General features: G+C 67.1%; 16 protein-coding genes and 2 pseudogenes. 5 read left to right on the plus strand and 13 right to left on the minus strand.

The features are described from left to right. Positions 1-104 precede the first annotated feature (104 nt). Positions 105-901, minus strand: a protein-coding gene (locus tag ACZ3ZD_RS31425; RefSeq protein ID WP_467405269.1) for an IS5 family transposase whose coding sequence is annotated in 2 segments (ribosomal slippage) — positions 105-571 and positions 571-901 — 798 coding nt in all. Because the reading frame shifts where the segments join, the coding sequence is not laid out codon by codon here. A gap of 517 nt (positions 902-1,418) precedes the next feature. Here ACZ3ZD_RS31425 and ACZ3ZD_RS31430 point away from each other — a divergent pair. Then, a complete protein-coding gene (locus tag ACZ3ZD_RS31430; RefSeq protein ID WP_467404788.1) occupies positions 1,419-2,054 on the plus strand; it encodes a hypothetical protein in 636 nt (211 codons plus the stop codon). Here ACZ3ZD_RS31430 and ACZ3ZD_RS31435 read toward each other — a convergent pair. Beyond that, positions 2,033-2,194 (minus strand): hypothetical protein, encoded by a 162-nt coding sequence (locus tag ACZ3ZD_RS31435; protein WP_467405292.1) that lies wholly within the window; start codon positions 2,192-2,194, stop codon positions 2,033-2,035. The genes ACZ3ZD_RS31430 and ACZ3ZD_RS31435 overlap by 22 nt on opposite strands. 12 nt (positions 2,195-2,206) lie before the next feature. On the opposite strand from ACZ3ZD_RS31435, the pseudogene ACZ3ZD_RS31440 reads away from it, so the two are divergent. Beyond that, positions 2,207-2,701, plus strand: a pseudogene (locus ACZ3ZD_RS31440) (sugar nucleotide-binding protein); the annotation flags it as partial. A 513-nt stretch (positions 2,702-3,214) separates the two neighbouring features. On the opposite strand, the gene ACZ3ZD_RS31445 reads toward ACZ3ZD_RS31440, so the two are convergent. After that, a complete protein-coding gene (locus ACZ3ZD_RS31445; RefSeq protein WP_467404791.1) occupies positions 3,215-4,642 on the minus strand; it encodes a VCBS repeat-containing protein in 1,428 nt (475 codons plus the stop codon). 835 nt (positions 4,643-5,477) lie between these two features. Here ACZ3ZD_RS31445 and ACZ3ZD_RS31450 point away from each other — a divergent pair. Beyond that, entirely contained in the window at positions 5,478-7,478 is a 2,001-nt protein-coding gene (locus ACZ3ZD_RS31450) for a hypothetical protein (protein ID WP_467404793.1), read from the plus strand. Between the two features lie 86 nt (positions 7,479-7,564). After that, the gene (locus ACZ3ZD_RS31455) at positions 7,565-8,209 is read left to right on the plus strand and encodes a DUF6461 domain-containing protein (RefSeq protein WP_467404796.1); all 645 of its coding nucleotides are present in this window, start codon (positions 7,565-7,567) and stop codon (positions 8,207-8,209) included. A 558-nt stretch (positions 8,210-8,767) separates the two neighbouring features. Here the strand turns inward: ACZ3ZD_RS31455 and ACZ3ZD_RS31460 are convergent. The 8 genes and pseudogenes from ACZ3ZD_RS31460 to ACZ3ZD_RS31495 form a co-directional block, all read right to left on the minus strand. Next, positions 8,768-8,896: a hypothetical protein gene (locus ACZ3ZD_RS31460; protein WP_467404801.1), complete on the minus strand. Its 129-nt coding sequence runs from the start codon at positions 8,894-8,896 to the stop codon at positions 8,768-8,770. Between the two features lie 241 nt (positions 8,897-9,137). Beyond that, a complete protein-coding gene (locus ACZ3ZD_RS31465; RefSeq protein WP_467404804.1) occupies positions 9,138-9,305 on the minus strand; it encodes a hypothetical protein in 168 nt (55 codons plus the stop codon). A 122-nt stretch (positions 9,306-9,427) separates the two neighbouring features. Then, on the minus strand, positions 9,428-9,721 hold the full coding sequence (locus ACZ3ZD_RS31470) for a hypothetical protein (protein WP_467404807.1): 294 nt from the start codon (positions 9,719-9,721) through the stop codon (positions 9,428-9,430). Positions 9,722-9,785: 64 nt separating this feature from the next. Further along, on the minus strand, positions 9,786-9,980 hold the full coding sequence (locus tag ACZ3ZD_RS31475) for a hypothetical protein (RefSeq protein ID WP_467404811.1): 195 nt from the start codon (positions 9,978-9,980) through the stop codon (positions 9,786-9,788). Positions 9,981-10,372: 392 nt separating this feature from the next. Further along, positions 10,373-10,918, minus strand: coding sequence for an SMI1/KNR4 family protein (locus ACZ3ZD_RS31480; protein WP_467404813.1), 546 nt, complete (start codon positions 10,916-10,918; stop codon positions 10,373-10,375). After that, positions 10,918-15,618 carry an RHS repeat-associated core domain-containing protein gene (locus ACZ3ZD_RS31485; protein WP_467404814.1) on the minus strand — a complete coding sequence of 1,567 codons (4,701 nt, stop codon included), beginning with the start codon at positions 15,616-15,618 and terminating at the stop codon, positions 10,918-10,920. Before ACZ3ZD_RS31485 ends, ACZ3ZD_RS31480 begins: the two co-directional genes overlap by 1 nt. A 442-nt stretch (positions 15,619-16,060) precedes the next feature. Continuing rightward, positions 16,061-16,219, minus strand: a pseudogene (locus tag ACZ3ZD_RS31490) (IS982 family transposase); the annotation flags it as partial. A 72-nt stretch (positions 16,220-16,291) separates the two neighbouring features. Then, entirely contained in the window at positions 16,292-17,002 is a 711-nt protein-coding gene (locus ACZ3ZD_RS31495; protein WP_467404817.1) for a type II toxin-antitoxin system prevent-host-death family antitoxin, read from the minus strand. Between the two features lie 36 nt (positions 17,003-17,038). On the opposite strand from ACZ3ZD_RS31495, the gene ACZ3ZD_RS31500 reads away from it, so the two are divergent. Next, positions 17,039-17,257, plus strand: coding sequence for a hypothetical protein (locus ACZ3ZD_RS31500; protein WP_467404820.1), 219 nt, complete (start codon positions 17,039-17,041; stop codon positions 17,255-17,257). Positions 17,258-17,873: 616 nt separating this feature from the next. Here ACZ3ZD_RS31500 and ACZ3ZD_RS31505 read toward each other — a convergent pair. After that, positions 17,874-18,995, minus strand: coding sequence for a ParB/RepB/Spo0J family partition protein (locus ACZ3ZD_RS31505; RefSeq protein WP_467404823.1), 1,122 nt, complete (start codon positions 18,993-18,995; stop codon positions 17,874-17,876). Continuing rightward, the gene (locus ACZ3ZD_RS31510) at positions 18,992-20,257 is read right to left on the minus strand and encodes a ParA family protein (protein ID WP_467404827.1); all 1,266 of its coding nucleotides are present in this window, start codon (positions 20,255-20,257) and stop codon (positions 18,992-18,994) included. The genes ACZ3ZD_RS31505 and ACZ3ZD_RS31510 overlap by 4 nt, the downstream gene beginning before the upstream one ends. Positions 20,258-20,779 lie beyond the last annotated feature (522 nt).

A 20,779-nucleotide genomic window follows, 5' to 3' on the forward strand; every position in this document is an offset into this window, starting at 1 on the left:
GCGATCTCCCACAGCCCGTCCGGAACAATCCAACTCCACGTACCCCGCCCCATGCCCTGACCAACGACCGCCTCACCACGTAGGACACGGTCTAACAGGTCATTTCATTTGGGGAGTCTGCGGTAGCAGATGAGGGCAGCTGCCAGCGCGGTGAAGGCCAGGAAGTGGTCGGGCTTGCGCTCGTAGCGGCGGTGCAGGCGCCGGCAGCCGGTGAGCCAGGCGATGGTGCGTTCGACGACCCAGCGGTGTCGGCCCAGGTGTGTGGAGTTCTCGATGCCGCGTCGGGCGATGCGAGGGATGATGCCGCGCGTGCGTAACCATCGCCACAGGTGGGAGTAGTCGTAGCCCTTGTCCGCGTGCAGCTTGGTCGGGCGTCGGCGTCGTGGTCCGCGGCGTGAGCGGATCGGCGGGATGCCTTGCACGAGGGCCGGCAGGGCTTGGCTGTCGTGGGTGTTGGCTGCGGATATCCCCAGAGAGATGGGCAGGCCGCGGCGATCGACGATGAGGTGGATTTTCGATCCGCTCTTGCCGCGGTCGGTCGGATTCGGTCCGGTCAGGGGCCCCCTTTGACCGCCCGGACGCTCACCGAGTCGATGGCGCACCGCGACCAGTCCAGCTCACCCTGGCTGCCAAGTTCGTCGAGGATCAGCCGATGCAGCTTGGCCCACACACGAGCCTTCGACCACTCGGTGAACCGGCGGAACGCGGTCACGCCCGACGGGCCGAAGCCGGGCGGAAGCTGATTCCACGTACAGCCTGACGTGGCGACGAACACGATCGCCGCCAGGACCTCCCGGTCACCGTGCCGTCTACGACCGCCACCCTGCGGACGTACCGGAGCCGGTGGCACCACCCGCTGAAACAGCTCCCACAATCCGTCCGGCACCATCCGCTCGACCAACTCGCTCGACACGCAAACAGCATGCCGCAAGATCACACCAAACGAAATGAGCCGTAATCTGCCGCTCTTTTCCGAGGCCGACGGGCTGAGCGGCGCGGGGGAGGGTCACGCCGCTATGCGGCGGCGGCACGCTCTAGCTGGGACATGCCCCGGCGCCACAACCTACAGCCGGTGCCCCGGCACGCGGGGCGATGCGCCTCGCCCTGCTCGTTGCCTTGGTACCCGTCGGCCGTGCTGCACTGCGGATGGTCCTGGCCCAGCACGCACAGGGACCACCCGGCCTCCTCCAGTTCCTCAGCGAATGCGGAGTCCCAGTTCGCCCGGCCGTAGACCTGGTGCAGTGTCACCCCCGCCTTCTCCGCCGCCTCCGCAACGGGCGTCTGCGCCGCGACCAGGACCAGCACATGCCTGCGCTGCTCGGTGGTGAACGCCTCCTCCGCCAGGGCCCGCCGGCGCTCCTGGCTCGCGGCGCCCGGCTCGGGACACGTGCTCGTGTGGTTGAGCTATACAGTTCGGCATGAGCATCCTCGACACCTCCATAGCCGCGGTCTCGGCAGTGTTTACCGGCGCTGCCGCCTACGGCGCATGGAAGGCCTCCCGCCAGGCGAACATGGCAGCCCGCTACGCGAACGAGACAGCGACCGTCGTCGCGCAGATCGAGCAGGAGCGCTGGCACAGGGAGCTGACGCCCCAGCTCCGGATCAAACTCCAGGCGGAGCCTCATGAGGTGCTGTACGTGCGCTTCGATGGTCCGGCCAAGCTCGGCGAACTCCACATCGAACTGCGCATTCAGGATGACTTCTTGGGCTCCCGGACACACCACATGGCCGGTCTGACTCCCGAGCAGCGTGCTGAAGCCGACGAAGTCACCTGGGGGCCGTACCGCTTCAGGCCCGGAGTCGATTACGCGGATGCACTGGGCCGGGCGGTCCCTCCGTTCCCCCTCCTCCCCGGCGGCCGCACTCGGATCGCTGTAGACCCCTCCCCGCGGCCCTCTTGGTACGAAGGCTCCGACGGCGAGCAAGGCTGGCGCGACCGCTACCGCACCTCTCCCATTCGCCTCTGGGCGACCTGCACCGTCCCAGATCACAGGCCCTGGACGCTCGCCTTCGCGGTGCCGCAGGACGGCAGCTACGCCCTCGGCGGCGCCTGACCCGAGACGCGCCTCTGGGTTTCCTCGATCTTGTTCAGCGAGTCGTAGGTGCAGATCACCGTCAGTGCCCGGATCTGATCCTCCCCCTCCCCCACCACCGACATCAGCCTGCCCAGCGCATAGGGGTTGGCGGTCGACATGACCCGGGCCGCCACTACGACGAGTCGTGTCTCCCTGATCCTGTCACCCCGTACGGGGCGGCGAAGGCGGCGGCGGAGACCGGGATCCTCCTCGTGCATCCGCAGGCCGTCGTCGCCCGCACGTCACTGATCATCGGCGACGGGGATTCCGCGCACGAGCGCATCGTGCATGAACTGGCCGCCGGTACCCGCGACGGCGCCCTGTTCACCGACGACATCCGCTGCCCAGTGCACGTCACCGACCTGGCCGCCGCCCTCCTGGAACTGGCCTCCGGCGACGCCGCCGGCGTCCACCACCTTGCGGGGTCCGACGCTGTGAGCCGTCACGAGCTCGGCGTTCTGATCGCCAGGCGGGACGGTCTGGACGTCTCCCGGCTGCCCACGAGCCTGCGGACCCACAGCACGCTTCCGGGCGCCCTCGACGTACACCTCGACAGCCGGGCCACCCAGCGGAGACTACGCAGCACGCTGCGCGGTGCCCACCAGTTCTGCACCACACCAGCGTGACCCCCCAGCCCGACACTGCGGTGCCGGTCGCGTTGTGGGGCAGGCGCCAGTCAACGGTGATCGCGGTAAGCGCGTCCGCGCGGGCGCCCCGCCGCTCTATCACAGCTGGGGGATGTCACCCAGTTTCGGCGCCCCTCTAACGGCGCACCCGCGCCCGGCTGGAGGTCAATGCCGATGCCGCCGCACGTGCCAGAGCCGCCGAGCAGGCCCGCCGGTCAGCCGCCGCGCATGCCGCGGCCGCTGAACAGCGTCTGCAGGAGGCCCTGCTGCAAGCACGGGAACGGCAGGCGAAGCAGGAACGCCTGACCGTGTTCCTCGCGCACGCCGGCATAGACGCCCGGGTGTGGCCCGCCTTCACGCAGCTGGTCCGCACGGCGGCCAGAGCCCCGCTCACGGCAACGGGCTGCTCGTCTACAGCAGCCCCAGCCCGGGCGCGCCCCGCTCGCGGGACTTGATCAAGCGGCATACGGCTGTGTCCGGGCAGGGGCCTCGACGGGGCGGGTCGCTGCTCGTTCAGATAACGCCGAGTAGTCCGTTGCCGCCAAGGAGGGTGCTGTCTTTCTGCGGGAAGCCGACGGACGGGGCGGTGATCACGTTGCTGCCCTTGGCGGTGGGGCCGTTGGTGCCGCCCGGGAGGACCCAGACGGCGCCGGTGGCGTTGTTCTCCTCCGCGGCGCTGATGAAGAGTTCCGGTTTGCCGTCCTTGTTGATGTCGCCGACTGCCACGGTGGTACCGAAGGAGTCCTCGGCCTCGTCAGCTCCTGGGATACCGGAGGTGTTCTGGGTGAAGGAGTAGGCGCCGCTGCCCAGGGCCCCGGTGCGGCGGCCGGGGATGACCGTCACCTGCCCGGCGTTCGTCTTGCCCGTGTCCTCCAGCGGCGAGCCGACCACGATGTCCGCGAGCCCGTCACGGTTGAGGTCGGCCACCGTGAGGGCGCCGCCGAATCTGTCCTCCTTCTCGCTCGCGCCAGGGACACCGGGGGTGTCCTGGGTGAGCTGCACCGGTTTCGCAGCCCGTGCGATGCCGTGTGCCGAGCCGTACCAGAGGAGTACCCGGCCGCCGCGCGCACCGTCGGCTCCACCGTGGTCCGGCTCGTCCGGGTCGCCGACCACGAGATCGGCGTAGCCGTCGCCGTTGACGTCCCCGCTGGCCGCGATCAGGCCGTTGCCCATCTGCTGCTCACCGCCCGAAACGGGGTCGATGTACACCGCGCCGCCGCTGAGGTCGCCCAGCCGGACGGTGACGGCCACCTCGTCCGGGGATCCCCCGTGGTCGAAGTCGCCCAGCGTGACGCTTCCCACGGAAGCGGTGTCCCGGTTCTCCACGGCTTGGCCGTAGGTGCGGCGGCGACTGAAAGGGCCCGTGAAAGCCATCGATCCCTCATACCCGGCGACGAGCACCTCGGTCTTCGTACCCGGGCCGGTGCTGGCCGCTGCCACGTCGAGGCCGTAGTACTTGCCGGCAGTGGTCGCCGGCAGGTCGCTACCGGATGTCAGCCCGGACTTGCTGCCCCACAGAACCGTCACCGTGCCGGCGTCCCTGCCCCGCGTGGTGTCCTCGTATGGTGCGGAGACCACCAAGTCCGCGTAACCGTCCCGGTTCAAGTCGGCCGTCGCGGTGGCGGCACCGAACCCGTCGTGCGACTCGGCCGTGCCCGGCACACCCGCCGTGTTCTGCGTGATGGTCGCCCGCCGGGACGTCGACAGCCCCGCCTTCGATCCGTAGAGAACGACCACGGCACCGGCTCCCGCCTTACCGGAGATGTTCGCCCCCGGCGCGGGCAGCACGGCGTCGCGGTAACCATCACCGTTGAAGTCACCAGGCACCGCACCGTGCACGGCCGCCGCAGGCGCGGCCGACAGCAGCGGAGCGCCCATGACGGCCGCAACCAGGAACGCCCCTGTCCGCCAACCTCCCTGCAGGAGACTTCTGTTCCTCATGAGCTGGATCCCCTCCCCCTCGACGCACCCGGCGTGCGCCACAGTCATGCATCGTAAGCGGCGCCTCCGAAAGACTCGCCCGCGAGGGCGTCGCACTCGACAGCGTGCGACTGCTACGCCAGGGATCTCCTTCCACACCAACGACCTGCAAGGCGCACCGCGCTCGACTGCGGCCTGCGCGCACCCTCGCCCCGGTCGCGATGTACGGGCTGGCCGGGCTGATGAGGGCCGTGCTCTGGCGCAGCCCGCGCCCAAGCCGTCGACATCAAGTCCGACGGCGAGGAGCTGGTCGAAGTCGGCGGATGTCGTCACCCCGGCCACCCACTACCGCCAGGGACTGCCTGACTGGCACCGCCCTGTCTACGACCGGTCCGCGCACGTGCCCTTGCCGCTCGGGCTGCTGCCTGTGGCGTCGCCCGTGGCGCTGGTCTGGAACTCTGTCGTCACAAACGGACCAACGAGACCCTCGCTTCACGCACGTGGTTACTTCGGACTTACTCGTCTAGGGCGTGAAGTGCTGGTCACAGCCATTCGTTGATGGCTGCGACCAGCACGGTTGCTTCGTATTGAACTTGGCGGAGCGGGATGGCCGCCCCTGTGTGAGTTCGTCGTGAAGATCCCCAAAGGTGCCAAATGCAGTATTTCGCGGCTGCCTTGTTGCGTCTGACCCCGGGGCAACTGGCCAAGGATGAGTTGACAATCGGTCAATGAGCCGTGAGGAGCAGGCTGAGCTCTGCCCTCACCGTAGGATCTTCAACTTGGGCGCGACTCGCACAAACGTTTGAAGAATCCCACGGGAAGGACACGAGCCCTCGTGCAAAGCTCCAGACAGTGGATGACCAGTCGCCGCTTAACCCGCGCCGCACTCGGTGCGGCGCTGCTAGCCATCGCCCCATTTGCCGCAACAACGAATGCCGCTGCCACCTCCCCCGCGACAACCGCGAGTCCGGGGATCACCGCACCGCCGTCGGCGACTCCGGCCGCAGGGCCCGAGGCCAAAGCCACCGTGGCTGGCGGCAGCCGACCCGTGTCGGGCAAGAACCTCCAGGCCAGCCCCCCGTCCACCAAGGACTCCGGGGGCGTTTGGCAGGTCAATCGCACAACTGTCACCCTGCGCAACACGGTGACGGATGCGGACGGCGACAAAGCTGACCTCTCCTTCCAGGTCTACACCACGGATGCCAGCGGCAACCCGAAGGACCAGGTCCAGCTCACCGATCCCGACACCGGAAAGCCCGCCGCCTACGGCGTACTGGTGTCCGACTTCGTGACGTCCGGCGGATGGGCGAACGTCACCCTCCGGTACGGCGACCTGAAGCCGAACACCACCTACGCCTTCCGCACCAGTGCCTACGACGGCAGCCTGTACGAGACCACCTGGTCTTCCTGGGCGAAGTTCCACACCCGCGGCCGAAGCGTGGACCTCAAGCTGCCCGAGCCGAACAAGGACGCCGCAGCTCTCAATCAGGACGACTACCAGGAGCCCCAAAAGATCCCTCAGCCGAGCATCGCTGCGGTGCCGCCGACTACACCGCCCACCGGACTTCGTGCCCCCTCCGACTGGAACTGCGGCAAGGTCAACGCGAGGACCGGGATCCAGCCGTGCTCGCGGATCGTGCCCCGCGTCAGCAAGAGGGCCCGCCAGTCTCTGCTCAAGCAGGCGACTTCGGGCCTGCCCCACCTGGTCGCCTGGTGCGAGACGTACACCGACTCGCACATCAAGCGCTATGAGGCGTGCATCTCGGGCTTCACCTACGAGTACGAAGGCATCGTCGTGAAGGACGGCAAGCCCACCGGGGAAGTCTTGAACGCCTCATGGGCCGTCGGCCAGGAGGTGAGGCTCTCTGGGAACTCGGGAACGTTCACGCAGCAGCTCATCCTCGTGCCCGTGGAAGTCGACCCGAAGTTCGTCTCTGTGACGCTCAACGTGGAGTTTGACTGCCTCATGGCCGAGGACTGCTCAAACGGCCCGCAGTCCTGGAACGGCGCCCTGGAGTGGACAGGCGCCAACCCGTTTTCACACAACGCGATCGGCAAGCTCGACCACACGTGGACGCCGACGGACAACATGGACCTGCTGGACCTGTCCACGAAGATCACGGCCTACTCCCCTGTGGCGAATCCCTCCGCCTCCCGGTGGCAAGCCGACGGCGCGCAGATCCGCTGCGAGACGATCGCCTCGGCGACACCGGGCTGCACCTTCTACAAGTACGTGCCGACGTGGGTGATGAACTTCGCGAAGGCTCCGCCGGCAGTCGCTCATGCGTGGCTGATCCAGTCCAAGCTGTCCAACCACCCCGGCAGCAGGGCCGCCAACAAGCCGATGTTCTTCCTTCCCTCCAAGGACAAGAACGCCCCTGGCCGCGACCCCGACGACAACCGCAAGGTGATCTGCCCCGACGGCTGGGCAGCAACCTACGGCAACCCGGACGCCACGACCGTTCCCGAGATCAGCACCGGCGACAAGGCGTCCTGCGATGAGTTCTCCTATGCCTCCACCTACAACTCCGGCGGCATGCCCGGCGGCGCGATCGGAGGCCTGAACGAGGTCGATACCGGCAACGACTGCGTGCAGTCGTACGCCACCCGCGTCAAGCAGGGGGAATGGCACCTGTACGACGACATCCGCACAGCAGCCCCCACCTGGAAGGAAGTCTGTGGCCGCTCGGCCATGTCGGGCTGGATCAACTCCACCTCGATGGGCGGAGCGTTCAGCTCGGGCTTCTCGGGCAAGTACCGGCTGCTGGACAAGGACCCGTACTGGGTGGACTTCCCCCAGTTCGCACACTGTGACGCATCCAAGGCGACGGTGACCTGCACCGTACCCAAGCCCTGACCGGCCGCTGACAACAGGTGGGGCACAGCATGGGATCTACGCTGTGCCCCACCACCCTGGCTCCGCCAACAGAGGGGAGAGTACCCGTGCCCGAGAGCCTTGCCTGGATCGCCGACGCCTGGGGCGGCACCAACCTCAGCGCCAGCGACCTCTACATCACGTGCGCCCGCGGCCTGCGTCCTGAGCAACTCGCCGAACGCATGGCCGACCACCAGCCCATCGTGATCGGCGCCGCCCTCACCGGCCGGGAAGCGTCCGCCCTCGTCGACTTCGCACAGACCTACTGCGTAGGCCGCCTGGGCCGAAGCGGCGACTGGTCGTTCATCGTGGAATCCGGCGGCAGCGAAGGCTGGGCCCTCGACTCGGCAGTCTCCCGGGACGGCACCGATGTGCTGATCTTCGACCCACGGCCGGACGACCCGCCCGCCTTCTTCAGGTACCTCGCCGATGGTGAACTGCAACTGCACTTCGAGCTCGGCGCCGGCTACTACCCCAGCGGCGCCCAATCCGACCTCCTGCGCCCAGCGCTGGAAGCCGCACGAGCCATCCCGGCGGAAGACTCCCTCGACGACCTGCTCGGCGCCGACGAGGAACTGACGCCCCTCGAGACCAAGCGCAAGACACTGGAGGTTATCGGTGAGCATTTCGGACTGTCCCTCCCCCGCCATGTGATCGAGAACGAGCCCCTTCCGTCCGTGATCACCCGCACCTCACCGCCCTCATCCTGGTGATCGCGACCTGGCCGCAGTCGTCGTCCGTCCGGACGGTTTCACGGCCTGGCCGACGTGGTGGCGCAGGCGCCGACGTCCACAGCCGGGCTGGTGGAACGCGCGAAGGCGTCTCACAGGTGGGAGCGGCGTTTTTTGGCGTTGCCATCCATCGGTAGCCGGCGAGCACCTTGAACTTCGGGGCCATCTGGTCGTGACTCTTTGGGAGGACGTGGCCAGGCCGCGGGCGGGGCTGTGGCCAGTGAAGCAAACCTGCATAAGACCCGTTCGTTGGCACGGGTGACGAGGCCCCCCTCCCGGTCGGCGGGCAACTTCCATGCGAAGTGCGCAAGCTGCGGGTGCTCCTGGGCGTCCTGCTCTTCCTCGTCCCACTCGGGGAAGTACCAGCCGGAGTCGTAGGTGTGCAGCAGTACGCGCCGTTTCGCTGGCTCAGCAGAGAGCGAGACTCCCGGAACGTCACTGTCTGTCACTCCATCAGGCCATGAGCAAATCTCGGCTGACGAAGATGCGACACCGGGCCTACCAGTCCCGAGGCCGGGGTGCGGCAGCTGATCACGGAGTTCATGGCACGAGAGTGTCGCCGCACCGCAGTGCCAACGTGCCCTTCATGCATCCGATCACCAGGAGCTGCTCGGCGGCCGTCACGGACAGCACCTCTGAGTTGATCCACAGGTGGTCGAGGTGCACCAAGGAGGCGGAATCCTCGGGCGGTGCACGTCACGCCGTATGACCATCTGTCCCGTCTCACATCTGCGCACCCGCCTCGCGTCGGCCGGGGACCGGCGGATCTGCTGCGCTCCCCTGCTTGACGGTCCTCCCTGCTGCGCCTCCAGAACCGTTGGGCCGGCTAACGCGGGCCAGGCTGCCCACGAGAGTCTGGGGGGCTAGGGCAAGCCTGATGACGGGTTGTCATCAGGCCTGTCTCATGTAATCAGCGTCTGCGGGTCCAGCCGGAGCCGATCCCTGCCACGTGCAGCGCCAGAGCAGTTAGCCCCAGCAGCATCACGTTGGTTGAAGTGAACACATCATTGGTGCTGAGGTCCGCTGCGTTGATCAAAAAGGACACGAAGAACAGCACCGCCGCGACTATGCCGAGCATGAAGCGAGCTCCTCTCGAAGGGGGTGAAGCCCGTATGCCCGGCCACCGCCATCGCAGACGTGGGAGCGCTCTGCAGCCGGTGCCGCTCGGTGCGAGCTGGTCGGCTTACCGGCGGCGGAGCCTCAGGCGTGAGCGTGACGAGGGCTAGCTGTCTTATTCGAGGCAGCGTGATGCGCGGGCCGGCCCGTCTCGGGGAGTTTCAGACGTCGCAGGGACAAGGCGGCGGTGACGAGGAGCCCGGTGAAGAAGGCCAGGAGAAGGACAGACACCCACATCTGCCGACTCCCCGGCGCCTGCCAGCTGGTCCAGGTGGCGCAGACCGCCCACAGCAGGGCGCCCCCGGCGTAGAAAGAGCGGACCCGGTGCAGTTGCCGCACGGCCCGCAGAAACATGATGCGTTCGGTCTTCGGTGCCATGCGCAGCCGTATACCCCAGGGCACCTTGTTCAGCGGCCCGGGTTTTCTGCTCCTGCGGTACCGCTCACTGTTGCTCTTGCTGCTCGGCGCGCCTTTCGAAGTCGCGCCGCACCGCTGCACCTTCGTCTTCGACCAGTCCCGCACCATCCGGGAAGTCCAGAACGGCGCCGCAGTGGTCGCGCAGTTTCCCGTCTTCGGCCGGCGTGCCGCACGCCTTGCAGAACCGGTTTCCTTCGCTGCCATCAGGATTCTGCGTCATGACTCTCCCCAGCAAGTTGGGCTGTTCGTTCGGGCACTGATGAGTGCCGAGTACCCACGGCAGGTGCAGCGGCGTTCGCAGCCTGTTGGCAGACGTCGCTCAGCAGCTCCGCAGGGGGCCCGTCCCTGGGCTGTACTCGCTGTACTGTCTGCGGCGAACGCTAGCCGCTCCGCCGGCGGCCGTTCGCGTGCTCGGCGAAGGCGTCGCGGCGACGCGCCGCCATCATCCCGGCAAAAGGTGGGGCCGCCTCTGCACGAGGCGACCCACCGCGGACAGCCCGGCCGATGGGCCGGCGTGGCAGCCTGTACTGCACGAGTCGGGTCGTACCGGCGATCTCCTTGCCGCCCGAATTGGCGCCGTGTGACACCGGGACAATCACCCTCTTGTGCCGTCTACTGGTTGGCGAAGATCTCTTCGTTGGTTTCGAAGAGGTGCTCGTCCAGGGGCATGTCGGGGAAGTACTCGGAATCGATCTCTCCCGTCATCAGCCCCAGCAAGAAAGAGGTGCAGGGGCCGGCGTGCCGCTCCCATTCGGGGCCGCGACCTTCGTTGATCATGATAGGCCAGTTCTCGGGTTTCTGGTCGGGGGTGGACAAGAAGTAGAGGACTTCACCGCCCTCGTCCTCATAAGCCCATGGGATGAGACGGGCTCCTTCCTGGTCCAGTCCGGCGGGGCGGGGCTCACCACGGTCCCACAGAAGCTTCAGGGACTCGCGGCACTGAGCGTCCATGGCGATCAGGTCGTAGCGCGGGCGCTGGCAACCGGGCTCCAGCAGCCAGACGTTCTCGTCGAACAGACCGCCACCGTAGGTGTCGACGAGTTCCTTGTAGTCCTGCGGCAGCTCAGTGCCCAGTTGCTCCTCCACGGCAGCCCAGTCCTTGGGGGCTACTGCGGGGGGCGGCAGCAGCTCGGTCAGGCGGGTGAGGGCGGGGTTCATTAGCGTTCCTCGGGTCGGGGTTCGTTCAGGATAGTGACCGTATTGGTCGGGGAACTGGAGCCCAGCGGAGTGAACTGGAATCCGCGGTTGCCGTGTGCCTCGATGGTGACGCCGACGGGGACGACATCGGTCGGGTCGTTGGTGCGGTAGATCGGCGTGACGTTGTACGTGATCGTCTCGCCTCGGTCGACGGCTGCGCGAACGTCGTTTTCGACTTGCCGCATGACCGGGCTGTTGGCGTAGGCGTGCATGGCGACGAAGTTGCGCGGGTCCCGGTTCGATCCGCCGAGCTGGGCGCCGAGCAGATGGCCTTTGTTCCACGCACCGCCCTTTATATAACCGGGTACGTTGACACGCGGCCGGGTTTTTCCGCCCATCATGTCGGGTTCGAGCGTGGCACGGACGCCGGTGGCGCGGTTGCCGGGGCCCAGCGGACCGTACTGGACACGGCCGCCCCAGGTGACCTCGTTCTCGTCGCACCTGGCAAGTCCGAGTGGGTCGAGTTCGGACTGCGGGTTGGTTACGTAGGCGACCGGGTTCGGGCCCGGTCCGAGACCGAGTGGGTCGGGACTGGTGTAGCGGGCGGTTTCGGGGTCGTAGTGCCGGAAGTAGTTGTAGTGCAGGCCGGTTTCGGGGTCAGCGTACTGTCCGGGGAAGCGCAGCGGGGTGTAGGCCGTGGCATTGGTGTTCCATGCGGTGGTGCCCCATGCCGTGGTCCTGGTGCGCCAGGCCACTGCGCTGTCATCGACGAGTTCGGTGGGTGAGCCTGCCAGGTCGGTGACGATGGCGAAGAACCGGGCGTCGACGTCTTCCTGGGAAAGGATCTTGCGCTCATACTGGGCCAGTGGTCGGTAGCCGTCGTATTCCCACGTCAGCACCGTTTTGGTGGACGTGTCCGCCTGCTCCGCCAGCCGGGTGCCGTCCCAGCTGAAGAGGGTTTCCTCGGCGATGGTGCCGTCCTGGCCCCGGCGGTACTTCGCAGTGCGGCGCCCGAGGGCGTCGTAGCGGTAGTGCCAGACGGTGCCGTCAGGGGTGGTGCAGGACGTGAGCCGGTTCTCCGCGTCCCAGGAGTACCGCCAGGTGTCGGGCTTGCGGGAGAGTCGCTTGCGGGTCCGCTCGACGAGGCGGCCCGCACGGTCGTAGCGGTAGGTGACACGTCCTGCGGACACCAGCCGGGTTCCGGAAACGACGCGGTCCCCGGCGGCCTCGGGGGCGCCGGCTCCCTGTCTCCAGATGGCGTGCGTCTGGTTGCCCGCAGGATCGTAGCGGTAGGTCTCGGTGGTGCCGCCTCGGGTGACGACCGACAGGGGACGGCCCAGGGGGTCAAGTTCGTAGCTGAGACTGCGGCCGGCGCCGCGATCGGTGACGGAGGTGAGATGGCCGTCAGGGCGATAGGAGAAGTCCCGCTCGTGCGCGGGCTGCCCACCCAAGCTCAGGGTCTGGCTGGTCAGGCGGCCCACCTCGTCCCAGGACGAGGCGAGGAGGGCCTGCTCGCCCCAGGTCCGCCGCGTCTCCCGGCCCAGCAGGTCGCGCTCGAAGGCCAGCCGGTGCACGTCGGCGACCGTCAGGCCGGTGCAGTTGCCGACCGCGTCCCAGGACGTCTCGGTGACCACACCGGTGGGGGTCGTGCGACGCGTGCGCCGTCCGAGCGCGTCGTAGCGGTACTGCATCGTACGTCCGTCGACCGTTTCAGCCACCATCCGCCCGACCGTGTCGTACGACAGCGCAACCCGGGAGGTGGCGGATACGGCCGAGGTGAGGCGTCCGGCCTGGTCGTAGGTGTATTCGGTGCGCGCTCCGTCGGCTTCCTTGGCGCGCAGATCGCCGGCCGCGTCGTACTCGAAGGCGAACGACGCTCCCGTGGGGGTGTGCCGTGCCGTGAGCTGGCCGGCGGCGTCGTAGGTGCTCGATGTGGTGCGGCCGTCGAAGTCCGTCTCCGCAACCAGGGCGCCGCGCTCGTCGTAGCGGTAGGTCCAGGTGAGCCCGGCGGTGTCGGTGACGGTGGTCAGCCGCATCTCGGTGTCGTGAGCGAAGGTGTAGACGGCGCCGTCCGGTGTGGTGCGGGTGCGCAGCAGGTCGAAGGGACCGTAGGTGAATTCGCTGCGCCCACCCGCCTGGTCCGTGTAAGCGAGGCAGTTGTGCTCGCCGTCCCAGCTCCAGCTCTCGCGGGTGCCGTCGGCTGCGATTCTCTCCACCAGACGGTGCTCCGCGTCCCAGCGCAGGCTGGTCGTGGCGCCGAGCGGGTCGGTGAGCAGTATGGGGCGGCCGAACGCATCCCGTTGGCAGGTGGTGCGGGCACCGCGGCTGTCCTCGACGGCGACCAGCAGTCCTGCTGGGTCCGCTTCGATCTGCACCCTCGCGCCGAGCGCGTCGGTCAGGGTCGCTGGCGCGCCCGTCGGATGGTGCGTGAAGCGGGTGACCGCGCCGTCGGGCCCGGTGATGCTGATGCGGTTGCCCCGCTCGTCGAACTCCTGCTGTATTCGCGTGCCGTCCGGTCCGGTCCATTGGATGGGCAGGTGGAGGTCGTTGTACGTAGTGTGGCGGACCGTGCCGTCGGGCGTGATGGTGGCCACCAAGTCGCCCGCGCCGTCCCACTCCCACTGTGTAGTGCGCCCCAATGCGTCGGTACGGGAGCGCAGGCGGTCGCGCCGGTTCCATTCCTGGGTGACCGTCGCACCGAGTGGGTCGGTCACCGAGATGATCTGGCCGTACCGGTTGGCGCGGTAGATGGTGGCGTGGCCCAGGGAGTCGGTGTAGGTGGCGGCGGTGACGCCGTTGTTGTCCGCGCCGGTATACGCGATGGTGGAGTTGAGGATGCCGTCGGTACCTCGGGTGGCGATCACCCGACCCTGCTCGTCGTACTCGTAGGCGAACGTCGTGCCGTTGGAATCGCGCCACCCGGTGACGCGGTGCGCTTCGTCGTAGGTCAGGTACAGCGGTGCATCGACCGCGTTGCGTACCTCGGTCAGGTCCCCGCCTGTCTCGTCGTAGCCGAAGGCGCGTAGTACCACCGGGTCGCTTTCAGCGGCAGCGTGGAGCGCTGTGACACGTATTCGGTCACCGACGGTGCGGGTTGTCACCTGGAGCCGGTATCCGCCGGAGTGAGTGACTGCGTGCGGGGCATCGTCCTCACCGCGGTCGATGCCGATGGCGTTGTGGTTGCGGTCCCTTATCTCTGTCAGCCACCAGGTGCCGCCGTCCGTGGCGGCCGGTTCGAAGTGGCGGGTCAGCCCTGTGTAGGGGTCTTCCACGGTCAGGACGTAAGAGGTTCCGCGCGTGACATACGTCAGGGGCAGCGGGACGCCGGCGACGGGAAGGACGCGGTCGCCGGGGAGGTCCGGGCGGCGAGGATAGACCAGGATCGAGCCGTCTTCGCGGTACCACCAGACACCGCCTGCGTCCGGATGCTCAGCCAGCCGTTCGTCCAAGGTAGAGGCCCAGGACGGGCCGAAGAAGCGCCCCGCGTCGTAGCCGCTGAGATGAGTACGGCGCAGGCTTAGCGGCAGTACACCCGGCAGGTCCACATCGGTGTAGGCCAGCATCATCTGGCCGCTCGCCATATCGATCGGGTCCCCGCACCACTCCCTGCTGTTCAGGGCGTGTGACTGCTTGAAGAGCTTCGCGTCATCGATCTTCAGACCGTGGTCGGGTGCACGGCCGGAAGCGGGGGTGCCACCGTGGCCGTGCGAGCCGCCGCCGCCCTTGTTGACCTGGATGCTGTCGGCCTTGGTGCCGACGTTGATGTCGTTGTGCTTGTGCAGACGAGAGGTGGCCTTGACCCGGTCCGGGACGGTTTCCGTGATGTGCTTGGTGATCTTCTTGAGGGCCTTCTCGGAGCCCTCGAGCGCGCCGTGGAGCACACTGTCGAAGGTCTTTGTGAACGGGTCACGGCCCTTGCTGTGGCCGAACACGCTCTTGGCTCGGCCCAGGGGGTTGGACGAGGCGAGATGCAGCTCGTTTCCGTGACGGGAGACCTTTCCGGCGCCGTCCTCGAACTCGGCGTGATCGATGCGGATCCGCTTCTGCGGGCCACCGCTCCCGCCGGAACCGCCGGCCGAGGCGAGCTGCATTCCTCCGTGTCCGCCCCTGCCTCCGTGCCCTGCGCTTCCGGCGTCGCTCTGCATGGAGAACGCGCCCTCGGCCAAGTCGAGGACCATGTCCTCGACCATCGCCTCCAGCTTGGCGTTGACCGGTTCGCTGACCTTCGCGATCACCTCGTCGACGATCCGGTCCACCGCCTCGTCGATGATCCGCTTGACGGCTTGCCGCATCGCTGTGATCTCGGCCGCGCCCAGAACTGCGGACAGGCCGCCGGTCACCCAGGCGAGACCGATGGACAGGCCCACCGATCCGGCCATGACGGCGAGTTCGGCCTCGGCCTTGGTTTTCATCCCGAAGATGACGTCCGCGAGCACATCGCAGGCATCAGCGAACAACCGAGCAAGTTCGGGGAGTTTTTCCAGGTGACTTGCCTTCACCTGGTTCCAGTGCTTCTCGAACGCATCGACCGCCCAGCCCTCCGATGAGGACAGGATCCGTGAGACCGCCGCGTGCGCGTCTCCGCTGTGTCCTTCGAACGTATCCGCGAACTCCCTCATGGCGTCGGCCATGTCACGGTAGTCGTCCTCGTCGACGTTCGGGAAGTTGATCCCGATGAAGTCCAGGACTTCGTCCAGCCAGCCCGGGATCGTGTAACCCATCCCCGTTGTCCTCCCCGTTACTCTGCATCTGCACGCGACAGCTGGCTTCTGCGGTCGCGGTCGAAAACCCTAGTAGGTGGCGCCGACACCCACCGAGGCACCTGCCGACAGCGGCCGGCACAACGGGAAGGACCGCCTCTGAGCGCCGCGCCCGACGTGTTCGCACCGCGACCCGGCGTGGCGCCCGTGGGCACGGCCGGACGCGGTAGGCGGCTACGACCGGGCCGCACTCGCCTCACCGCGGATTCGCTCCGGTACGGGAGCTGAAAGAGCGCGCGCGTCAGGTGGCCGCCGCCAAGGACGCTGCCTGACGGCTTGTACGGCGCTGTGAGCGCCTATCTCCCCATCCGGCACCGGGACAACTTACCGGCGAGGGGCGATCGGCGCCCACAGGCGCACTCAGGACGGCGTACGGCCTAGACGAGTAAGTCCGAAGGCTTGGTCAGTGGTCGTAGGCGATCAGTGATCGGGGGATCGTCCGGCCTGTGTTGCGGTTGTGCCAGATGGCCGCGGTCATGGCCAGGATGCGCTGTCCGACGCGGGCGAGGACACCGGCCGGGGTTCTCGCTCCGTGGCGTTCGAGGTCGAGTTGGCCCTGGAGTTAGCGCAGTCAACGGACCCCTGCTTGCATAACAACTGGCGAGCCTTGCGGACATGGTCCCTCTCGCGACAATCAGTGGTCCGTGGCGAGCTGAAGCCGGCCGTCGCGGATGTCGGGGCGGTTGCGGGGCCTTACCGAAAATTCCGGAGCGTGACCGTCGGCCGGCTCGTACATTTCCACTTTCTCCCCTCCTGTCTCCGCGTCCGGGACACGCCTGCGGTGCATCCATCCTGTCGGCCCGCCGGCGCTAAGGAGCTCGCCGCACGCGGCACACAACACGTCGTCGGGGCGGAGGGTTTCGGCAAGCAGCTCGGCTCCGTGCCCCGCGGCGATTCCAGGCAGCTCCCAGGAGGACGACTGCAGCAGTTCCTTCACGGTGTCGAGGTCTCGGTCCGAGGTGGCGGCAAGAGCCTGGCCGAGGACGCCAATGATGGCGCTGCTCTCCCGGAGGACCGTAGTGAAGTGTGAGTGCGCGGCCTCCAACGCGGCCCGTGTCCAGTCCGCCTCGGCGTCGGGCTGCTCCGCGTGGTGCGCAGGCCGTGCCCCCGGAGAGCCGAGACGGCCGCCGGCCGCCGTGGGCGTTGGGCGTAGGACGGATACCCGCTCGTCGGCGGACCGGTTCGGCTGCACCTGCTCGGCCAGCGCGGCCGGGACCACGGCAGCAACGCGCGCGCCGTTTCGGGTGATGTACGTGATGTCACTGGAGTCTTTGGCTCGGTCTACGACCTCGGCCAGATTGTCGCGGACCTTACGGATGGGAGCTTCGTACTCGACCAATGTCATGTACCAAAGGTACCAACGTCGCGTACCAAAGGTACCGTGTACGGCACCGCCCCCACAGCGGAGCCGGCACTCAAGGGCTTTGGCCTCGTCGAGCGGTTCCAGGTCTTCGTGCTGGACAACTGCGATGAGTGCAGTCTCCAGCAATGTGTCGGCGTCGTGGGCAAGCGCGTCATCGACGTGGACGGGAACCTCGTCAAGACCAGCGAACTTGGCGCCGGCAAGGCGACGGTTGCCGTCGACGACGTACTCGGCTGACGCGAAGTCCTGTGCGTGGTCGGGATGCGCTGCCAGGAATGCTTCGCGTGTGACGATGGCGAGAGGCAGGATGATCCCGTTGCTGGCGAGGCTATCTGCTATCTCCTCTAGTGCGGCGAGGGTGACGCGGGGGTTGAGGGGTCTGGTGCCAGCTGGTCGACAGCAACCCGGACTGAACTGTGGGTGGCGGCTGCGGCCGGGGTCCCTGTGGTCTGTCCAGCAAAGGCAGCGAAGCTCGCGGCGCGGCTACTCATTGGCTGGGCAACAGCAGCGGGGCCAGGGCTCGCTCAAGGGCAGCGTGCCGGGGCCCGCGGAACATGGTTAGGCCGGAGTCGAGCAGGAAGGCGTCGAAGGCCGCAGGGAGAATCTGCAGCCGGTCTCCAAGCGCGTCTCCTATAGGCGACGGTGAGTTCGGTGAGGGGGTGCGCGCCTGCTCCCCGGACGTCCGGCGGGAGCACACGGTCGTTCAGGCAGCGGCGTGTCGCGCTTCTACAGGCCGCCGTTCGCACCCTGCATGGCTGAGGGCCAGCTCTAGGGGGAGGAGCTGGCCCTCAGCCATGCAAATTATGCGCCTTACCGGAGAGTCGAGCTGATGCCGATTGGCTGCAGGTGTGGTTCAACCGACCTGCATAGTCTGGCTGTCCTTGTGCTGAATGAGCAGGGACAGCATCTTGTCGAACTCTGCCGGCGGCATCCTGTTGATCAGGAAGTATGCAGCATCCGCGCCATTGTCATAGGGGAACTTCTTGGGCTGAGGGCCTCGCGTACCAGCCGTCGCATCGGTAGCTGCGGCCTGGGGAGGAACAGAAGGCGCGACCTCTGCTGCTTCGCTGTCATGCGTCCCCTCCCCTACAGTCATCGGCTTGGATGCGGGCAGGTCGGTGACGGATGACTCCTGCGGTGCCGAGGCAGGTTCAGCACGCCGCTTGTGGCTGATTACGTCGTAATCACCAGCGCGGGGAAGCTCTGCACTGACTTGTTCCCCGACTGTCTGCTCGTGCTGAGTGCTGGCCGCGCGGAACCTCTCTTGCTCCTTGCGAGCCCGCTCCGCCTTCAGCCCCTCCAAGGCTGCTTCCTGCTCGTCGGCTGGCTTGTTGCCGACTGCACGCAGAAGGTCGATTGGCTCTACGCCGATGCGAGCCTGCAGCTCTGGAGTCAGGTTGAGCAGGGCAAGGCGTTGAGAGACCCAGCCCTGCGAGCGGTGGAGGCGTTTGGCGAGCGCGCGCTGGCTGCCGTGGATGGCCAGTAGCCGTTGCAGGGCGCGGGCTTCGTCGATCTCCTCGAGGTCTTGCCGGTGGATGTTGGCGACGAGGGCGGACTCGAGGAGTTCCTCGGAGGTGGCTCCCTGGTCGTCGCTGACCATGACCTTGATGGTGGCGAGTCCGGCTTCGCGGGCTGCGGCGAGTCGGCTGCTGCCGTCGACTACGACGTGGGTGGTGTCCGGCTCGAGGGCTGATTCCTGGGTGGGGTTGGCCTTGAGGTAGGCATCACGGTTCATGACCGTGATCGCCTGCTTCTGCCCGTGGGTCTTCAAGCTGCCCGCGAGGTCAGTCAGGTCCCCGAGAGCGGAGCGCGGGTTATCTGGATTGAGGCTGATGCGGTTGACGGAAAGTTCCGTGGGGTCTGCTACGCCTTCAGTAGGAACTCCCGTGGCGGCTGCCACAGCCTGACGGCGCGCGCTGACCTGGCGCACTCCCCCACCGAAGCGGCCACTGCCCAGCTGATCGGCCTTGCTCACAACACCTCCCTGGCCAGAGCTCGCATGCCGACAGCCTGCTGCGATTTAGGTGCGTAGGACAGCAGAGGCTTCTTCACTCGGACGGCTTCCTTCTGTTCCTTCAGGTCGCCGATGAGGCCGACGACTCGCGGATCCTTTATGTCAACCCAGCCCTGAAGCGACGAGGTGGCGATGTAACCGCGGCGGGAGTCGTAGAGGTTCACGACGATGCCGAGGTAGTCAATGTCGACCTGGAGGTCGCCGCGGAGGTCGTCGATCTGGGTGGTGAGGAGCTCGTAGGCGTCTGCGGAGCTGTCCTCGGCCTGCACGACGATCAGGGCACCGGACTGGCCGGGCTTTTCACCGTCACGGCGCCGGCCGTAGTAGGCGGCAGCGTCCATGCTGAGGCCGAGGCTGGGCGGGCAGTCGACGATGATTACGTCGTAATCGGCTTCCAGCGGCGCGAGAGCTCGTTCGAGGGCGGCTTCCCGGGCGCGTACTGCAGACAGGCGTACGTCCAGGAGGAAGGCGTCGTTGCAGGCCGGCAGGAGATGAAGCCTGCCGTCGAAGCTGTCGTCGTCCACGGAGACGATGAGGTCGCGGAGTTCGCCCTTGGGGTCACCTGCCATGTGGTTGGTGAGGCTGTCCCCGTTCATCGGTAGGGGGGAGGCACCCAACTGGTTGGTGAGGTGGCACTGCGGGTCGAAGTCGACGAGCAGCACCTTCAGGCCGGGCCCGGGCAGGTTCTCGATTTCCAGCGGGTCGTCTGCCGGCGCATCACCGCCGTCCTGAGTCTCACTCTGCCTCAGTGCCTTGGTGAGCGCTTTGGCCACACGTACGGGGTGCAACGCGTTGGAGTCCTCGGCCAGCGCTTCACCGAGACCCGCAGTGATCGCCGTTTTGCCCACACCGCCCTTCTGGTTGCAGACGATGATGCGACGGGTGATCTCCGGCCGCTCCACGTCCGGTGCGGGATGGGCGTCGAGCCAGAGCTGGACGGACTGGGCAAGGCCCTGGATGAGAGAGACACGGCGGTCCGCTGCGACCTGCCGGAACTCTTCCCACTGTCCGGAAGGCAGGAACGTGGAGAACGAGTCGGCGCCGGCGGTGTCGACGGCTGCGGCGGTGGAGGCCAGGCTGCACCAGTCCCTGATGCCCTGTTCCACAGCAGCCTGGATCTCGACGCCGCGTTGGGCGGCTCTGATTTTGAGGTTCTGCCGGAGCCATCCCGGCAGCTTGGAGACGACCTTCTCGCGGTCGCTGGAAGAGACTGGCGAACTCATGAGGACACCATACTAACGTTCTTGATCCTTTGGATGGTCGACACGTTAGTTAGGAATCATTGGTGGTGTCTGCTCATCCACCTGGGTGATTACGGCGTAATCACCCGCGGCTGCCTGTCCGCTCCCGCCGCTTCTCTACTGGAACCCACGTCCTATCCGGGTCTGGGGCAGCCGGCTGCGGATCGACCAGGACGCACTGGCTTGGTTGCAACAACGGCTTACAGTCCGAGCAGTCACTGCCTGCCCTCGGTCGGCAGCAAACCCTCGATCACAACACGAGACCGTCGTGTGCCGTCTGCGCCGCTCAACGCTAACGCGGAAGCAGGTTCGCGCAACGGGCCGTCACCACTTCGACAGCAGACACCGCCAACCCCTATTGGTCGTGTCCTCATCAGCTCGGTTCACTGAGTGGCCACCACGTCGGGGCACTTCCCTAGGAAGTGGCCGACGGTGATTACGCCGTAATCGCCGCCCGTTGACCGCGTCCACCGGCGTGCCTTGCCCGACCTGCAGCAGACTGAA

The organism is Streptomyces sp. NPDC023481, assembly GCF_055560195.1.